This window comes from Actinoplanes regularis (assembly GCF_900188005.1).
Classification (GTDB): Bacteria; Actinomycetota; Actinomycetes; order Mycobacteriales; family Micromonosporaceae; genus Actinoplanes; species Actinoplanes regularis.
Window position 1 is genome coordinate 129,428 of the sequence record NZ_FZNR01000004.1, and the last position, 15,430, is coordinate 144,857.

Consider the following 15,430-nt stretch of genomic DNA (forward strand, 5'->3'; position numbering starts at 1 on the left):
CCCGGTCCGCCGCGGGTCAGGCCGGCCCGAGGTAGTCCATGGAACGCAGGGCCTCGATGACGCTGGCGATGTGCTCGCGCATCGCCGCCTCGGCAACCTTGGCGTCGTGGTCGCGGATCGCGGCGATGATCCGTTCGTGCTGGGGCAGCGACATCTGCGGGCGGCCGGGCAGCAGCGACAGCATGTACTGGTGGCGGACCAGCTGGCCACGGAGCGTCTCGACGATCCGGTCGGCGGTCTGGTGGCCGGCGATCTCGCGGACCAGGGCGTGCAGGCGGACGTTGAGGTCGCTGTAACGCCGGTACTCGCCGGCCTCGACCGCGCGGCGCATCAGCACCGCGATCTCGTCGAGCTCGGTGGCCTGGTCGGGGGTGACCCGCTCGGCGGCGCGCGCGGCGATCAGGCCCTCCACCACCATGCGGACCTCGGTGATCTCGACCGCCTCGGCCATCGAGACCTTGCGGACCTGGGCGCCGCGGTTGCGCTGTACCTCGACCAGGCCCTCGGCCGCCAGGTCCTGCAGGGCCGCGCGGACGTTGAACCGGCTCGCTTGCAGTCGCTCGCAGAGCTGCGCCTCGACGAGGCGCTCGCCGGGAAGATATTCACCGCGAAGGATGGCATCGCGCAGGGTGTCGCGGGCCTGGGACGCCGTGCTGGGGGCGCTGATCCGTGCCGTGCGCCGATCGGTGTCGTGCTCAGACGCCATCTGTACTCGTCGTCTTCCTGTCGATGCCGGTGCCGACCCCTCATCATGCCTGAGCGGTGCCGATCCGCGCAGCTCCGGGGGATCGATGTCAGAAAGTCTTCCCAGCGCTTACAAGATTGTCAACAATTACCTCCACCGGTAACACTCATCGAAGGTTCCGGCGGAGACGCGCCCGCGCCGGTTCGTCGGAGGGGAGACGACATGCTGGTCCGGTCCGGGATCCCGGTGCTGGTGATGCGCGGTGGGACGGCGAAGGCCGGGTACTTCCTGGCCGGCGACCTGCCCGCCGACCCGGTCGAGCGGGACCGGCTGCTGGGCACGCTGCTCGGCGCGGCCCCGGTCGACGGGATCGGCACGGCGCGGGCGGTCGTGGTGGGGCCGTCCACCGATCCGGACGCGGACGTGGACTGCCGGTTCCCGGGGGAGCCGCCCGACTGGTCACAGCTGCTGGCGGGGGTGGGGCCGTTCGCGGTGGAACGAAAGCTGGTCCGGGCCGGGCCGGGGGTCGTGCCGGTGCGGGTACGGATACCCGCGACCGGGACCGTCGCCACGGTCCACGTGCCGACGCGGGAGGGGCGGCCGGAGTACGCGGGCGACACCGCGATCAGCGGGGTGCCGGGGACCGCCGCGCGCGTCCTGATCGAGTTCGCGCCCGCCGCCGGATCGACCCTGCTGCCGACCGGCCGGGTGGTCGAGGAGGTGGCCGGGTTGCCGGTCACGCTGATCGGCAACGGGGCGCCGGTGGCGCTGGTCGCGGCGGCCGCGCTCGGCGTGACCGGGTACGAGACACCGGCCCGCCTGGAGTACGACGAACGGCTCCGCGCCGGCCTCGAGACGCTGCGACTGCGAGCGGGCGAGCGGCTCGGGCTCGGCGACGTCTCGGCCCGTCCCGAACCGGAGATCTGCCTGATCGCCCCGCCCGGCGCCGGTGGCGGGCTGTGCGTCCGGCTGTTCGCGCCGCGCCGCGTGCACCCGTCGATCAGCATCGGCGCCGCGCTGGCGGTCGCCGCCGCCGCTGCCCTGCCGGGGAGCGCGGCGGCCTGGTCACGACGGCCCGCGGCCGCCGGGGTGCCACGCGACGTGCTGCGCCTGGAACTGCCGGACGGCTACCTCGACGTACGGGCCGAGGTGTCCGGCCGGGCCGGTGCCGCTCGGATCGGCGGTTGCGCCGTCGTCAGCACGGCCCGCCTGCTGCTCGACGGCCACGTCTTCGCCCCGTCGTCCTGATCCCCTGGTGGAACCGATGGTCGCAAGCACGTCACCGACTTTGTTGACATTAATGACAACCGTTCGTAACGTGCCGGATACGCCCGTCGGACGGCACCCCGGCCGGGTCTCGGCTGGATCGGCGCTGTCCCGGGTCACCGGGCGGGAGTGGGGTGCGGGGATGTCAGTCCTTGACCATCTGGTCCTCGGCGGACAGGTGCTCGACCGTGACCCCGGTCTCCGTGAACGTCCGGGTCACGTGCCCGGAGGTGTAGACCCACAGGATCCGCAGCGGGGTGTCGCCGACATTGCGGAACAGGTGCGGGATCGGCGACGGGATGTACGTCGTGTCGTACCGGCTCAGCCGGGTCACCGAACCCGCCACGACCACCTCGGCCGATCCGTCCAGGATCGTCACGTGCTCGTCGCAGTTGTGCGAGTGCATCGGTGCGCCCGTGCCGGCCGGGTAGACGCTGATCCCGCTCGTGATCCGGTTCTCGCCGCCGGCCGACGTGGTGGTGATCAACGGGGTGGTGACGACGGCGCCACCACGGTCCAAGGTGGGCACGAGCGAGGCCTTGATGATCACGGTCATCAGGCGACTGTAGGTCCGCCGAAGCGACGTGAGATGCAGCCTTACCTTGCACTCGACGATGTGTGAGGCCCTGACACCACGTTGTTACGTTCTTGCGAACACCCAGCCCGAGTGTGCGGGATCACACGCAACAAGAGGGGTCAGTCGTCGATGAGACTTCCCGTTATCTCCCCGGATGAGATGTCCCCGCGGCAGCGCGAGGTGGCCGAGCGCATCGCCGGCCGCCGGGGTGCCGTGCGCGGGCCGTTCCGCGTCTGGTTGCGCAGCCCCGAGCTCTGTGACCGGGTGGAGTCGCTCGGCGCGTTCCTCCGTTTCGACTCCAGCCTGCCGCTGCGGCTGCGCGAGCTGTCGCTGCTGATCGCGGCCCGCCACTTCGACGCCCAGTACTCGTGGAACGCGCACTTCGAGAAGGCGGTCGCCGAGGGGATTCCGTACGAGGCGGTCCGCGCGATCGCCGAGCGCCGCGAGCCGTCCTTCGACCGCGACGAGGACGCCGCCTTCCACCGGTTCTGTGTGGAGCTGCTGGAGAGCCACTTCGTCTCCACGGAGACCTTCGAGAACGCCCGGAAGTACTTCGGCGATCAGGGCCTGGTCGACACGGTCGGCTCGCTCGGCAACTTCAGCATGCTGGCGATGTGCCTCAACGCCTTCGAGGTGGACCTGCAGGCCGACCGGGAGCCGCCGTTCCCGGACATCCGCGGCTACGCCCGGGTCGAGGCATGAGCCTCCCGATGATGGAGCGGACAGCCGGGATGCGTGCGGAAGAGGCGGTACTCCGGGTACGGGACGTGACCAAGAGCTTCGGCGGCGCCGCCGCCCTCAAGGGCGTCTCGGCCGACTTCCTCCCCGGCGAGGTGCACGCTCTGATGGGGATGAACGGCGCCGGCAAGTCCACCCTGGTGCAGATCCTCAGCGGGGTCCTGAGCCCGGACTCGGGACACCTCGAGATCGGCGGCCACACTCCGAGGAATCCCCGGCAGGCCCGCAGACTGGGCGTCTCCGTCGTCCCGCAGCGCCGTGAACTGGTGATGACGCTGACCGTCGCGGAGAACATCATGCTCGGCGACCTGCCCACCAGCGGGCCGGTGGTGCGCTGGCGGTCGATCCGGCAGACCGCCCGCGACGCCCTGCACGCCCTCGGCCTGGAGATCGACGTCGACGCGGTCGCCGGTGACCTGACCGTGGCCGAGCAGACCATGGTCGAGGTGGCCCGCGAGGTCCGCCGGGGCGGCCGGGTGCTGATCCTGGACGAGCCGACCGCCTGCCTCGGCCCGGAGGCCGCGACCCAGATCCGTGAACTGGTGACCCGCCTGCGCGACAGCGGCGTGGCCGTCGTCTTCATCTCGCACCACATCTCCGAGGTGCTCGGCCTCGCCGACCGGATCACCGTGCTCCGCGACGGCCGGGTCACCTGGAGCGGCCTGGCCAAGGAGACCGACGAGCGCGGCCTGGTCCGCGACATGGTCGGCCGCGACGTGGTGTCCCGGCGACCGGCACGCACGGCCGAACCGTCGGAGGTCGGCCTGAGCATCCGCCGGCTCTGCCAGGGCCGCTTCATCGAGGACTTCGACATCGAGGTCCGCCGTGGCGAGATCGTCGCGGTGCTCGGCCCGGCCGGTGACGCCCAGTCCCGCCTCTTCGACCTGCTCTCCGGGCGCCGCCGCCCGGAGAGTGGCACGGTCTCGATCGCCGGCCGGGCGATCCGGAGCGGCAGCATCGACCGGTCGCTGGCGGGCGGCCTGCGCTGCGTGACCGGCGACCGCCGGCGACTGGGCCTGATCCCCGGCCTGACCGTCGACGAGAACCTGCTGCTCGCCCAGGACCGCCTGGACCGCCGCAAGCTGCACCGATGGGGCCGGCTGGCCGAGCGGGCCGCCCCGCTGCGGGACGACTACCGGGTCGTCTCGCTGGTCCGCAACCCGCCGGTGGAGCAGCTCTCCGGCGGCAACCAGCAGAAGGTGCTGCTGGCGAAGTGGCTGGGCACCGGGCCGGCCGCGGTCCTGCTCGAGGACCCGACCAACGGGGTCGACGTGGCCGCCATGGCCGAGATCCACACCCTGGTCGACGCGCTCGCCGCCGAGGGTGTCGCCGTCCTTCTCGCATCCTCGTCCGCCGAGGAGGTGATGCGCCTCGCCGACCGGGTCGTGGTGGTCCGTGACGGGCGCCGCGTCGCCGAGCACCGGGTCGACGACATCACCCGCGACGAGCTGATCGCCACCACCCTGGGAGGAGCACTGCGATGACGACCGAGACCGCGGCCCGGACGCTGCCGAGAGTGACTCCGCGATCCTTCCAGCACGCCGGCCTGCTGGTCGTGCTCGTGCTGATCGTGGCCTACGCCGGCGTGGCGACCGACTCGTTCCTCAGCTCCAACAACCTGATCAACGTGCTGCGCCAGGTCAGCGTGGTCGCGGTGATCGCCGCCGGGCTGACCCTGCTGATGACCGCCGGCGGGATGGACTTCTCGATGGGCGGCAACGTCGCGGTGACCACCGCGGTGGCCGCGCAACTGCTCGCGCACGGGCGGCCCGCCTGGCTGACCCTTCTCGTCTCGATCGCCCTGGCCATCGTGATCGGCCTGGTCAACGGGGCGGTGGTGACGTTCACCGGAGTGGCCCCGTTCGTCGCGACGCTGGCCACCGCCACCCTGCTGGACGGCGTGGCGCTGCTGGTGATCGACGGGATGAGCGTCTCGATCGGCGAGCACCTGTCCACCCTCGGCAACGGCCGCACCCTCGGCCTGCCCAATCTGGTCTTCGTGGCGGTGCTGGTGCTGGGGCTGACCGCGCTCGTCATGCGGTACACCACGTTCGGCCGGGACGCGTTCGCGATCGGCGGCAACGAGGACGTGGCGCGGCTGTCCGGCATCAACGTCGTACGCGACAAGCTCCTGCTCTATGGCCTGGCCGGCGCCCTCGCCGGCCTCGCCGGGATCATGCTGCTCTCCCGGCTGGCGGCCAGCAGCCCCGGCACCGGCGGCCTGCAACTGCAGTTGACCGCGGTGGCCGCGGTGGTCATCGGCGGCACCTCGCTGGCCGGCGGCCGCGGCACGGTCGGCGGCACCGTGCTCGGCGTGCTGCTGCTCGGCGTGGTCGCCAACGTCCTGAACCTGCTCCAGATCTCGTCGTACTACCAGCAGATCTCGGTCGGCGCGGTGCTGCTCATCGCGGCGATCGCGAACCTGGTCCGGCGACGCCGGCACTGAACTTCCTCTCCTCTTCCAATAACCCCGCACACCCTCCGGAAGGCGGATATCTCATGAGAAAACAATTTTTGGGTACGTTGTTCGCCGCGTCCCTCTGCGTCGTGTCCGTCGCGGCCTGCGACAGCGGCAGCGCCGCCGACGAGAGCGACGGCGTCACGCTCGGCTTCGTCAACGGCGCCACCACCGAGTTCCACACCTGTCTGGAGAAGGCCGTCAACAGCGAGGCCGCGGCGAACAACACCGAGGTCGTCTCGGCCAACTCGAAGCAGGACCCGGGTACCGAGCTCAGCAACATCGAGGACATGATCTCGCGGAACGTGGACGCGATGATCGTGCAGACGGTCAACGTGGACGCGCTCAAGAACGACATCGCCAAGGCGAAGAGCGCGAACATTCCGATCTTCCTGACCTCGGTGGTCACCGACGACACCAGCGACATCCTCGGCGCCGTGGTGGTCGACCTGAAGGGGGTCGGCAAGCTCGACGCCGAATGGGTCGGCAGGGACGCGGGCACCACGACCGCCGAGGCGGGCATCATCGCCGGTGCCCCCGGCGCCGCCTCCGACCTGCTGGTCAGCGGCTTCTCCGACGCGCTGCCGCCGAACATCACGGTGGTGGCGAACCAGCCGGGCATGTTCAACCGGCAGAAGGCCCAGGACGTCGCGGAGAACCTGATCCAGGCGCACCCGGACCTGAAGTACGCGTTCGTCGCCAACGAGGACATGGCCTTCGGTGCCTACCAGGCGTTCCAGGCGGCCGGCAAGAGCGTCAAGATCGTGACGGTGAACGGCACCGACGACGGCCTGGCCGCGGTGCGGGACGGCCGGTTCGCGGCGACGGTGGCGAACTCCGCGACGGTCACCGGTCAGCTGGCCGTGAAGAACACACTCGCCCTGCTGAAGCCGGGCAGCGGCACCGAGAAGATCGCGCACACCCCCATCTCGCTGATCACCAAGGACAACCTGGACACCGCGCCGCAGTACTGCCTGAAGGGCTGAGGAGCCGGGAACGCGCTGGAGGACCCATGGATCGCATTCTGGTCATGCGCAGCTTCGTCACGGTCGCGAAGGTCGGCAGTTTCAGCGGCGCCGCCAAACAGCTCGGCACCTCGGGCTCGCTGATCTCCCGGCACGTCGCCGACCTGGAGAAGCAGCTCGGCGTCCACCTGGTCAACCGCACCGCGCGGTCGGTCAGCCTGACCGAGCCGGGCGTCCGCTACAGCGAGTTCGCCCAGCGGATCCTGGACGAGATCGACGCCGAGGACGCCCGGATCGCCGAGGCCCACGACCGCCCCGAGGGCCCGCTCTCGATCATCTGTCCCAAGTGGATCGGCGGACTGGACCTGGGCGACGCGATCGCCGAGTTCGCCGTCGCCCACCCCAGGATCGCCGTCCGGTACGAGCTCGGCGGCATGTCCGACCGCACCTACGACTTCCTGGACTCGGGCTTCGACGTCGCGTTCCACACCCGTGACCTGCGGGACTCCAGCGTCCGGCTGAAACGCGTCGCCTCGCTGCCGTTCGCGCTCTGCGCGTCGGACGGGTACATCGAGCGGCACGGACTGCTCACCGACCCGAACGACCTGGCCGACCACGACTGCCTGGTGCATGTCAACGACCCGGTCTGGCGGATCGGGCACGGCCACGCCAGCACGCTGCACAAGATCCGGAACATCGCGTTCCAGTCCAACTCGTACATCGCGCTTCTGAAGGCGGCCGTGCACGGGCGCGGGATCGCCCTGCTGCCCAGCCGATCGGCCTACGACGACCTGGTCGACGGCCGGCTGCGGGTGCTGCTGCCCGGGCTGCCGGTGCCCAGCCGCTCGCTCTACGCCATCTACGGCCCGTCCGCACAGGTGCCCCGCAAGGTCGAGGTCTTCCTGGGCTTCCTCACCAGATGGTTCGCCGAGAATCCGCTCCCGGTATTCGAACAGAATCCGCAATGAACGATTGCGGATCTCACGGGGGTCGACCGGGCGAAATCGCTCCTACGATCGGAAACGACTGACCGGAAAGGCGGGCGAGGAGTGGGAGTACAGCGCATCGAGTCGGTGATTTACACCGTCGGCGATCTGGCCGTGAACATTCGATTCTTCTCCGATTTCGGCCTCACCCTGGAATCGGCCGGCGAGGCGGTGGCGGTGTTCCGCACCAGGATCGGCCAGACCCTGCGGATCGAGACCGGGGACCGGCCCGGCCTGCCGCCACCGGTGGAGAGCGGCCCGACCGTGCGGGAGATCGTCTGGGGTGTCGACACCCCGGCTGAGCTGGCCCGGCTGGTGGCGAGGGCCGGGGTGGACCGCGAGGTCCGCGAGGACGCCGGAGGTGTCTTCCACACCGTCGACGAGACCGGGTTCGGCGTGGGCCTGACGCTCGCGGGGGTTTCCGCGTACGAACCCGCGCCGCCCCGCAGGTCGAACACCATGGGCGCGGTGCACCGGATCAACGAGGCGCTCGCCCCGGCCGGCCGGGTCCACCCGCTACGGATGTGTCACGTGGCGCTGAACATCCCCAAGGCCGGGCAGGAGCGGGCGGTCGCCTTCTACGTCGAGCGCCTCGAGTTCATCCCGACCGACGTGGTCAAGCCGATGGGCACGTTCCTGCGCGTCGAGGGTGACGCCGACCAGCACAACTTCCTGCTCTGCCACCGGCCCGACCGGGCCGGGATCAACCACGTCTCGTACGAGGTGGCCGGCTTCGACGAGGTGATCGAGGGCGGCAACCACATGATCGAGAAGGGCTGGCAGGAGGCGCGCCGGCTCGGCCGGCACACCGTCGGCTCGAACGTCTTCCGGTTCGTGCACGCCCCGTGCGGTGGCCGGGTGGAACTCGCCGCCGACATGGACCGGGTCGACGACTCGTACGGCACCCGCGTGCACGAGACGACGCCACCGCACCACATCTGGACCCTCCGCTCCTCCCGGGAGAGCAACTCATGACCTATCCGGACCTGTCGCTGCTCATCGACGGCGAATGGTGCTCGACCGGAAGCGGCGCACCGGTGCTGAACCCGGCGACCGAGGAGGTCCTCGGCCGGGTGCCGCTGGCCTCCGGAGCCGACCTCGACCGCGCGATCGCGGCCGCCGTGCGGGGCTTCGCCCTCTGGCGGGCCACCCCGGTCGCGCGGCGCACCGCGATCCTGCTGAACGCCGCGGACCTGCTGGCCTCCCGGGCGGACCGGGTCGCCCGGGTGATGACCCTGGAGCAGGGCAAACCGCTGCCGGAGGCCCGCGGCGAGGTGCTGCGGGTGGCCGGCGCGCTGCGCTGGGACGCCGAGGACGCCCGCCGGGCGTACGGCCGGATCATCCCGTCCGCCGACGACACCGTGCTGAGCGTGCGGCGGGAGCCGATCGGCCCGGTCGCCGCGTTCACCCCGTGGAACTTCCCGGCCGGCTCGCCGATGCGCAAGATGGCCGGGGCGATCGCGGCCGGCTGCTCGATCGTCATCAAGGCGTCCGAGGAGACCCCGGGCACCGCGGTCGAGCTGGCCCGCTGCTTCCAGGACGCCGGGCTGCCGCCGGGCGTGCTCAACCTGGTCTTCGGTGACCCGGCGGCGGTGTCCCGGCACCTGATCGCCGACGAGCGGATCCGCCTGGTCGCGTTCACCGGCTCGATCCCGGTCGGCAAGCTGCTCGCCGCGCAGGCCGGCGCCGCGATGAAACCGTCGCTGATGGAGCTCGGCGGCCACGCCCCGGTGATCGTCGCCGCGGACGCCGACCCGGTGCGGGCCGCCGGCCGGGCCGCCGTCGCCAAGTTCGTCAACGCCGGTCAGGTCTGCACCTCGCCCAGCCGCTTCCTGGTCCACGAGAGCGTCCACGACCGGTTCGTCGAAGCGTTCCTCGCCGTTACCGCCCGGATCGTGGTCGGCGACGGCCTCGACGAGGGCGTCACGATGGGACCGCTGGCCAACCCGCGCCGGCTCAAGGCCCTGGAGGAGCTGGTCACCGACGCGGTCAGCCGTGGCGCGAAGATCGAGACCGGTGGGGAGCGCCTTGACCGGCCCGGGTTCTTCTTCCCGCCGACGGTGCTGACCGGGGTCCCGCTGGACGCCCGCGTGATGCGGGACGAGCCGTTCGGCCCGATCGCTCCGATCATCGGATTCGACGACCTCGACGAGGCCCTGCGGATCGCGAACTCCCTGCCGTACGGGCTCGCGGCCTACGGTTTCACCAGGTCGTCGAGGACGGCCGAGCGGCTGGTCCGTGGCTTCGAGGCGGGCATCCTGTCGATCAACCACTGTGGCGGCTCGGTGCACGAGGCCCCCTCCGGCGGCGTCAAGTCCAGCGGCTACGGCCGCGAGGGCGGTCCCGAGGGCCTGGACGCGTACCTGGTCACCAAGCGCGTCTCGCACCTGCTGGTGGACTGACGTGCGGTACAGCCGGATCCAGCTGCGTGGACGCCCGGTCTTCGCCGAGGTCGCCGACGGTCTCGCGCACGTCCTGGACGCGGATCCGATCACCGGGCGGGCCGGCCGGACCGGGGAACGCGTCCCGCTGGCGGGCGTGGACTTCCTCCCGCCGGTGATCCCGGGCGTCTTCTACGCGGTCGGCTTCAACTACCGCGGCCACGTCGAACGTCACCGGGCCGAGGCGCCCGCGCGGCCCGAGGTCGGCTACCGGGCGAACAACGCGCTGACCGGTCACCGGACGCCGATCGTCCGGCCGGCCGGGGTGAGCGGCCGGTTCGAGGCGGAGGGCGAGGTGGTCGCGGTCATCGGCCGTACCCTCAAGCGGGCTTCCTATCAGGAGGCGCAAGCCTCCGTCTTCGGCTGGACCATCGGCAACGACGTCTCCGCCCGCGAGTGGCAGCACGCCGACCGCTCGTTCTGGCGCAGCAAGAACAGCGACACGTTCAAGCCGATGGGCCCCTGGATCGAGACCGGTGTCGACCCGCTGGCGCAGACCACCACGGTCCGCGTGGACGGTGGGATCCGGGCCGGGTTCGCCACCGGCGACATGATCTTCGATCCGTTCGACTTCATCGTCGAGACCACGAAGTACCTCACCATGCACCCCGGCGACGTGCTCTGGATGGGCGCGGACAGCACCGTCCAGCTGGAACCGGGCAATGTCGTGGAGATCGAGATCAGCGGCATAGGCACGCTGTCGAACCCCGTCGTCGCGGAGTAGAGAAAGGCATCCCCCGATGAGCAACGCTCCGAAGTACATCCACCACGTGAACTTCCCGACCACCGACCCGGAACGCACCAAACAGTGGTACGCCAAGGTCTTCGGCCTCAAGGCGATCACCCCGAAGAGCAACACCCGGGTGGTGCTGATGACCCGGGGCAACTTCGATCTGCACTTCACCCCGGTCGAGGAGATGGACCGGATGGCGCCCTACCACTTCGCCATCGAGGTGGAGGACTGGGACGGGTTCCTCGCACACCTGAAGGAGCTCGGGATCCGGCACACCCGGCCGATCGAGCGCCCGGAGAACCAGTCGAAGTTCTGCTACATCCACGACCCCGACCACACCATGATCGAGCTCGTCCACCACGGAAAGCGGCCCGCCTGATGCCCATCACCACCGCCGCGGACGGGGCCGGAATCTACTACGAGCGGCACGGCTCCGGGCCCGCGATCGTGTTCGTGCACGGCTCGGGCGGGCACCACGCCGCCTGGTGGCAGCAGGTGGCCGCGCTGCGTGGCCGGTACACCGTGGTCACCGTGGACCTGCGCGGCTTCGGCCGGTCCGATTCGTCCATGCCGGAGTTCGACGGCCAGGACTTCCCCGGCGACCTGATCGCCGTCCTGGACGCCGAGGATCTGCGGGACGTGCTGCTGGTCGGCCAGTCGATCGGCTCGGTCGCCGCGCTGCGGGCCGCCCTGAGCCGCTCCGACCGGGTCGCCGGCGTCGCGCTCGGCCACTCCCTCGGCGGTATCGACCACCCGGAGCTCTCCGAGCTGGTCGCCGCCGATCGGGCCGAGGCGGTCAAGCTGCCCGTCCTCGACCGGCTGATGAGCGGCGAGTTCCAGCGGGAGGAGCCCGCCAAGACGTTCCTCTTCCAGCAGATGGGCACGTTCAACGTGGCCAGGATGGCCGATCTGCGGAACCTGTCGACCGGCGGGCCGACGATCGACGAGGTCGTCGCGTCCGGCGTGCGGGTCTGGTTCCTGGCGGGGGAGAGCGACGCGGTGCTCAGGGCCGCCACCGTCCGCCGGGCGCACGACCTGGTGAAGGGCTCGCGGCTGGAGATCGTGCCGGGCGCCCCGCACTCGATGTACTGGGAGTCGCCCGACCTCTACAACGCCGCCGTGGCGAGGATCCGGGAGGAGCTCTCATGAGCGAATCGGCAAGCTCAGTTGTCGGCTCATGCCGACGCCGGAGCGCAGCGGAGGTGGCGGCATGAGGTTGACCTTGGTCGAGGCCGAGGAGATCCTGGCCGGCGCCCTGCAGCGGGGCGCGGAGCTGGGCAAGGCGTTGAGCGTCGCGATTGTCGACGCGGGCGGACACCTGATCGCGGTGAAGCGCTCCGACGGCGCCCGGGCGCTCACCCCGGAGATCGCGATCGCCAAGGCGTACAGCTCGGCGATCATGGAGCGGCCCACCAACATGCTCTACGACTGGGCCGACAGCAACCCGGGCTTCTTCGCGCAACTGTCGAACCTGGCCGCCCGCCCGATCGTGGCCACCGAGGGCGGCGTGACGATCAAGCGGGACGGGGAGATTCTCGGCGGGCTCGGCGTCTCCGGCGGCACCCCGGCGGAGGATCAGAAGGTCTGCGAAGAGGTGCTGACCGGGCTGGGATACGAGCTCACCTTCGCGGCGTGGGGGAAGAACCGTGGCTGACACCTTCAAGTTCCGGATCGACCACCACGGGAGCCTGGTCCGGCCGCCCGAGCTGCTCGCCGCCCGCGCGTCGTTCGCGGTGGGACGGCTCGACGCCGCCGGGCTGCGCGCGGTCGAGGACGCCTCGATCGCCGAGGCGGTCCGTAAACAGCGCAGACTCGGCCTCACCGCGGTCACCGACGGCGAGTTCCGGCGGGCCGACCTCCGCGGCGCGGTGTTCGACGCGGTGCGTGGCTTCCGGTACGTCGAGGCGGATCGATGGGCCGCCGAGGGCGAGCTGAAGCCGGAGCGGTCGCTGGTCGCCGACGACGTGGCGGCGCTGACCGAGCTGACCCGGATCCCGGCCAAGGCGACGCTGCCCTCGCCGGCCTGGCTCGCGGCGCGGACGTACGTTCCCGGGGGTGTCTGGGGCAGCGTCCGTGAGCTGGGCCTGGCGCTCGCGGCGATCGTGCGGGACGAGATCGGGGCGGTGGTCGCGGCCGGCGTGCGGTACGTCCAGATCGACAATCCCGGCTACGCCGGCCCGCTCACCGGCGCGGGCGGCGGCATCGACCTGGAGGAGGCGATCGAGATCGATTCGCTCGCGGTCGCTCTCGGGGACAAGCCTTCCGACGTACGGATCGGGCTCTGTCCGCTCTTCCGTGCGACCGGAGCGGACCGCGCCGTCGCCGAGAAGCTGTTCGCGAGCGTGCCCGTCGACCGCTGGAACCTGCCGTTCGACAAGGGCACCGAGGCCGAGGTCACCCTGCTCCGGGCCGTCCCGGCGGAGAAGGACGTCTGTCTCGGCATCGTCGACCCGGCCGTCGCGGAGCTCGAGGAGATCGACCTGATCATGGACCGGATGGATGTGGCCGGCGCCGTGCGTGACCTCGAGGACGTGGCGGTCAGCCCGAGCGCCGGCTTCTCCCCGGTCGCCGGTGGCAACCTGATCGGGGCCGAGGAGCAGTGGCGCAAGCTGATCCACGTCGAGACGATCGCCCGGATGTGCTGGGGCAACGAGCTGTGACGCCGGAGCCGGCCGGTTCGGGCCGGCCCCGGCACGGTTCACAGCACCTCGGCGAAGGTGACCCGCCGGTCGACCAGCCGTGGCCGCACCGTGTTCACGATGCACTCGGCGAAGTGCGCGCTCGCGGCGTGCGCCTCGAAACCGGCCCGGTCCACGTACACCTCGTAGAGCACGAATCCGCCCTCCTCCCCGGTCTCCGCGTGCACCACGTAAGCCAGGTTCCCGGGCTCCTCCCGGGTGTGCTCGCGCATCTTCAGCAGTGAATCCCTGACGAGACCGGCGTCCGATGGGGAACACCGGTAGTGCGCGATGACGGCGTACGCCATGAAAGTCCTCCCGGGCGTGAAAGTCGGTGCCGGGATTTCAACAGAGAAATGGGTGCGCCGGATGCAATCAATGCTTCCTCGGAAACGCATGGTCCGGCCCATTCCACGGTTCCTAACATTCGCGATACGCCAAGTCGGTCCAGAAGGAGTAGCGATGCCCGTTCGCACGATGCAGACCCTGGCGGGCGGACACTGGGTCGGCGCCGAGACTTGGGTCGACGTGTTCGACCCGGCCGATGTGCGGGCGCCCTTCGTCCGGGTCCCGGCGCTCACCGCCGCCCAGGTCACCGACGTCTACCGGGCCGCGCGGGAGGGCTTCGAGACCTGGCGGGCCACCCCCGCGATCGAGCGGTCCAGGATCCTCGCGAAGGCCGCGGTGCTGCTGCGGGCCCGGGCCGCCGAGATCGCCGGGGCCATCTCCAGGGAGAACGGCAAGACCGCCGCAGAGGCCGCCGGCGAGGCGGAGAAGGTCGCCGACTTCTTCGAGTACTACGCGGCGGCCGGCCGCGCGGAGTACGGCTCGCTGATCCACGACGCCCGTCCGGACACCCGGACCGGCTACCAGCGTGAACCGCTCGGCGTGGTCCTCGCGATCACCCCGTGGAACGACCCGATGATCACCCCGGCGCGCAAGCTGGCCCCGGCCCTCTCGGCCGGCAACGCGGTGGTCCTCAAACCGGCCACCGAGACCCCCACCTCGGCGCTGCACCTGGCCCGGGCCCTGCACGACGCGGGCCTGCCGGCCGGCGTGCTCAACGTGGTCACCGGCCGTACCGTGGAGATCTCCGCCGCCCTGCTGGACGATCCACGGATCGCCGCGGTCACCTTCACCGGCGGCAACGAGGCCGGTGAGGCGCTGCGGGTACGGCTGGCCGCGCGGGGCGTCCGCTTCCAATCCGAGCTCGGCGGCAAGAACGCCTCGGTGGTCCTCGCCGACGCGAACCTGGAGAAGGCCGCGACGGCGATCGTCGCCGCGTCGTTCGGCCAGGCCGGCCAGCGTTGCACCGCGACCAGCCGGGTGCTGGCCGACCGCGCGATCCACGACGAGCTCCTGGCCCTGCTCCGGGCGAAGGTCGCCGGCCTGCGGACCGGCCCGCTGGTCAGCCGGGCCCATCGCGGCAGCGTGCTGGCGTACATCGCGGGGGCGGTCGAGCGGGGCGCCCGGGTCGAGACCGGCGGCGCGGCGGTGCCCGGACCCGGCTGCCACGTCGAGCCGACCCTCCTGACCGGCGTCACCCCGGACATGGCCGTGTGGCGGGAGGAGGTCTTCGGCCCGGTCGTGGCGGTCCGCCCGATCGACGGCCTGGACGAGGCGATCGCCGCGGTGAACGACACCCGGTTCGGCCTGGCCGCCGCGGTCTTCACCGACAGCCTTTCCGCCGCACACCGGTTCCTCACCGAGGTGGACTGTGGACAGATCGCCGTCAACACCACGACGAGCGGCTGGGACGTGCATCAGCCGTTCGGCGGCTTCCGTGACTCCGGTTCGGCCTTCAAGGAGCAGGGCGCCGAGGCGTTGCGGTTCTATACCAAGGTCAAGACGTTCGCCGTCCACTTCGGGTGAACGCGTCGACCTATCGAAAGAGGCGGAAATG

General features: G+C 71.0%; 17 protein-coding genes. 14 read left to right on the forward strand and 3 right to left on the reverse strand.

Features of this window, described 5'->3' with window-relative positions:
* Nucleotides 1–16: 16 nt before the first annotated feature.
* Nucleotides 17–706, reverse strand: a complete 690-nt coding sequence (locus tag CHC09_RS48380; protein WP_089293325.1) for a GntR family transcriptional regulator — start codon at nucleotides 704–706, stop codon at nucleotides 17–19.
* Between the two features lie 201 nt (nucleotides 707–907).
* Between CHC09_RS48380 and CHC09_RS12985 the strand changes: the two genes are divergently transcribed.
* A complete protein-coding gene (locus tag CHC09_RS12985; RefSeq protein ID WP_089293326.1) occupies nucleotides 908–1,933 on the forward strand; it encodes a PrpF domain-containing protein in 1,026 nt (341 codons plus the stop codon).
* A gap of 163 nt (nucleotides 1,934–2,096) precedes the next feature.
* Here the strand turns inward: CHC09_RS12985 and CHC09_RS12990 are convergent, their stop codons facing one another.
* The gene (locus tag CHC09_RS12990) at nucleotides 2,097–2,507 is read right to left on the reverse strand and encodes a cupin domain-containing protein (RefSeq protein ID WP_089293327.1); all 411 of its coding nucleotides are present in this window, start codon (nucleotides 2,505–2,507) and stop codon (nucleotides 2,097–2,099) included.
* A 150-nt stretch (nucleotides 2,508–2,657) separates the two neighbouring features.
* Between CHC09_RS12990 and CHC09_RS12995 the strand changes: the two genes are divergently transcribed.
* The 12 genes from CHC09_RS12995 to CHC09_RS13050 all read left to right on the forward strand — a co-directional run bounded on the left by CHC09_RS12995 (nucleotide 2,658) and on the right by CHC09_RS13050 (nucleotide 13,509).
* On the forward strand, nucleotides 2,658–3,230 hold the full coding sequence (locus CHC09_RS12995; RefSeq protein ID WP_089293328.1) for a carboxymuconolactone decarboxylase family protein: 573 nt from the start codon (nucleotides 2,658–2,660) through the stop codon (nucleotides 3,228–3,230).
* Nucleotides 3,227–4,750, forward strand: coding sequence for a sugar ABC transporter ATP-binding protein (locus CHC09_RS13000; protein WP_089293329.1), 1,524 nt, complete (start codon nucleotides 3,227–3,229; stop codon nucleotides 4,748–4,750). Before CHC09_RS12995 ends, CHC09_RS13000 begins: the two co-directional genes overlap by 4 nt.
* Entirely contained in the window at nucleotides 4,747–5,712 is a 966-nt protein-coding gene (locus CHC09_RS13005; protein ID WP_089293330.1) for an ABC transporter permease, read from the forward strand. The genes CHC09_RS13000 and CHC09_RS13005 overlap by 4 nt, the downstream gene beginning before the upstream one ends.
* Before the next feature lie 53 nt (nucleotides 5,713–5,765).
* Nucleotides 5,766–6,710, forward strand: coding sequence for a sugar ABC transporter substrate-binding protein (locus tag CHC09_RS13010; RefSeq protein WP_089293331.1), 945 nt, complete (start codon nucleotides 5,766–5,768; stop codon nucleotides 6,708–6,710).
* A gap of 26 nt (nucleotides 6,711–6,736) precedes the next feature.
* Nucleotides 6,737–7,657 carry a LysR family transcriptional regulator gene (locus tag CHC09_RS13015; protein WP_089293332.1) on the forward strand — a complete coding sequence of 307 codons (921 nt, stop codon included), beginning with the start codon at nucleotides 6,737–6,739 and terminating at the stop codon, nucleotides 7,655–7,657.
* A gap of 81 nt (nucleotides 7,658–7,738) precedes the next feature.
* Complete coding sequence (locus CHC09_RS13020) at nucleotides 7,739–8,650, forward strand: VOC family protein (RefSeq protein WP_089293333.1); 912 nt, start codon at nucleotides 7,739–7,741, stop codon at nucleotides 8,648–8,650.
* Nucleotides 8,647–10,077 (forward strand): NAD-dependent succinate-semialdehyde dehydrogenase, encoded by a 1,431-nt coding sequence (locus tag CHC09_RS13025; RefSeq protein WP_089293334.1) that lies wholly within the window; start codon nucleotides 8,647–8,649, stop codon nucleotides 10,075–10,077. The genes CHC09_RS13020 and CHC09_RS13025 overlap by 4 nt, the downstream gene beginning before the upstream one ends.
* 1 nt (nucleotide 10,078) lies before the next feature.
* On the forward strand, nucleotides 10,079–10,840 hold the full coding sequence (locus CHC09_RS13030; protein ID WP_089293335.1) for a fumarylacetoacetate hydrolase family protein: 762 nt from the start codon (nucleotides 10,079–10,081) through the stop codon (nucleotides 10,838–10,840).
* 16 nt (nucleotides 10,841–10,856) lie between these two features.
* Nucleotides 10,857–11,228: a VOC family protein gene (locus CHC09_RS13035; RefSeq protein ID WP_089293336.1), complete on the forward strand. Its 372-nt coding sequence runs from the start codon at nucleotides 10,857–10,859 to the stop codon at nucleotides 11,226–11,228.
* Complete coding sequence (locus CHC09_RS13040; protein WP_089293337.1) at nucleotides 11,228–11,998, forward strand: alpha/beta fold hydrolase; 771 nt, start codon at nucleotides 11,228–11,230, stop codon at nucleotides 11,996–11,998. The genes CHC09_RS13035 and CHC09_RS13040 overlap by 1 nt, the downstream gene beginning before the upstream one ends.
* Before the next feature lie 61 nt (nucleotides 11,999–12,059).
* A complete protein-coding gene (locus tag CHC09_RS13045) occupies nucleotides 12,060–12,503 on the forward strand; it encodes a GlcG/HbpS family heme-binding protein (protein WP_089293338.1) in 444 nt (147 codons plus the stop codon).
* The gene (locus tag CHC09_RS13050) at nucleotides 12,496–13,509 is read left to right on the forward strand and encodes a hypothetical protein (protein WP_089293339.1); all 1,014 of its coding nucleotides are present in this window, start codon (nucleotides 12,496–12,498) and stop codon (nucleotides 13,507–13,509) included. The genes CHC09_RS13045 and CHC09_RS13050 overlap by 8 nt, the downstream gene beginning before the upstream one ends.
* Nucleotides 13,510–13,547: 38 nt before the next feature.
* On the opposite strand, the gene CHC09_RS13055 is transcribed toward CHC09_RS13050, so the two are convergent.
* A complete protein-coding gene (locus CHC09_RS13055; RefSeq protein ID WP_089293340.1) occupies nucleotides 13,548–13,835 on the reverse strand; it encodes a putative quinol monooxygenase in 288 nt (95 codons plus the stop codon).
* Nucleotides 13,836–13,989: 154 nt separating this feature from the next.
* Between CHC09_RS13055 and CHC09_RS13060 the strand changes: the two genes are divergently transcribed.
* A complete protein-coding gene (locus tag CHC09_RS13060; RefSeq protein ID WP_179277072.1) occupies nucleotides 13,990–15,399 on the forward strand; it encodes an aldehyde dehydrogenase family protein in 1,410 nt (469 codons plus the stop codon).
* Nucleotides 15,400–15,430: the final 31 nt, after the last annotated feature.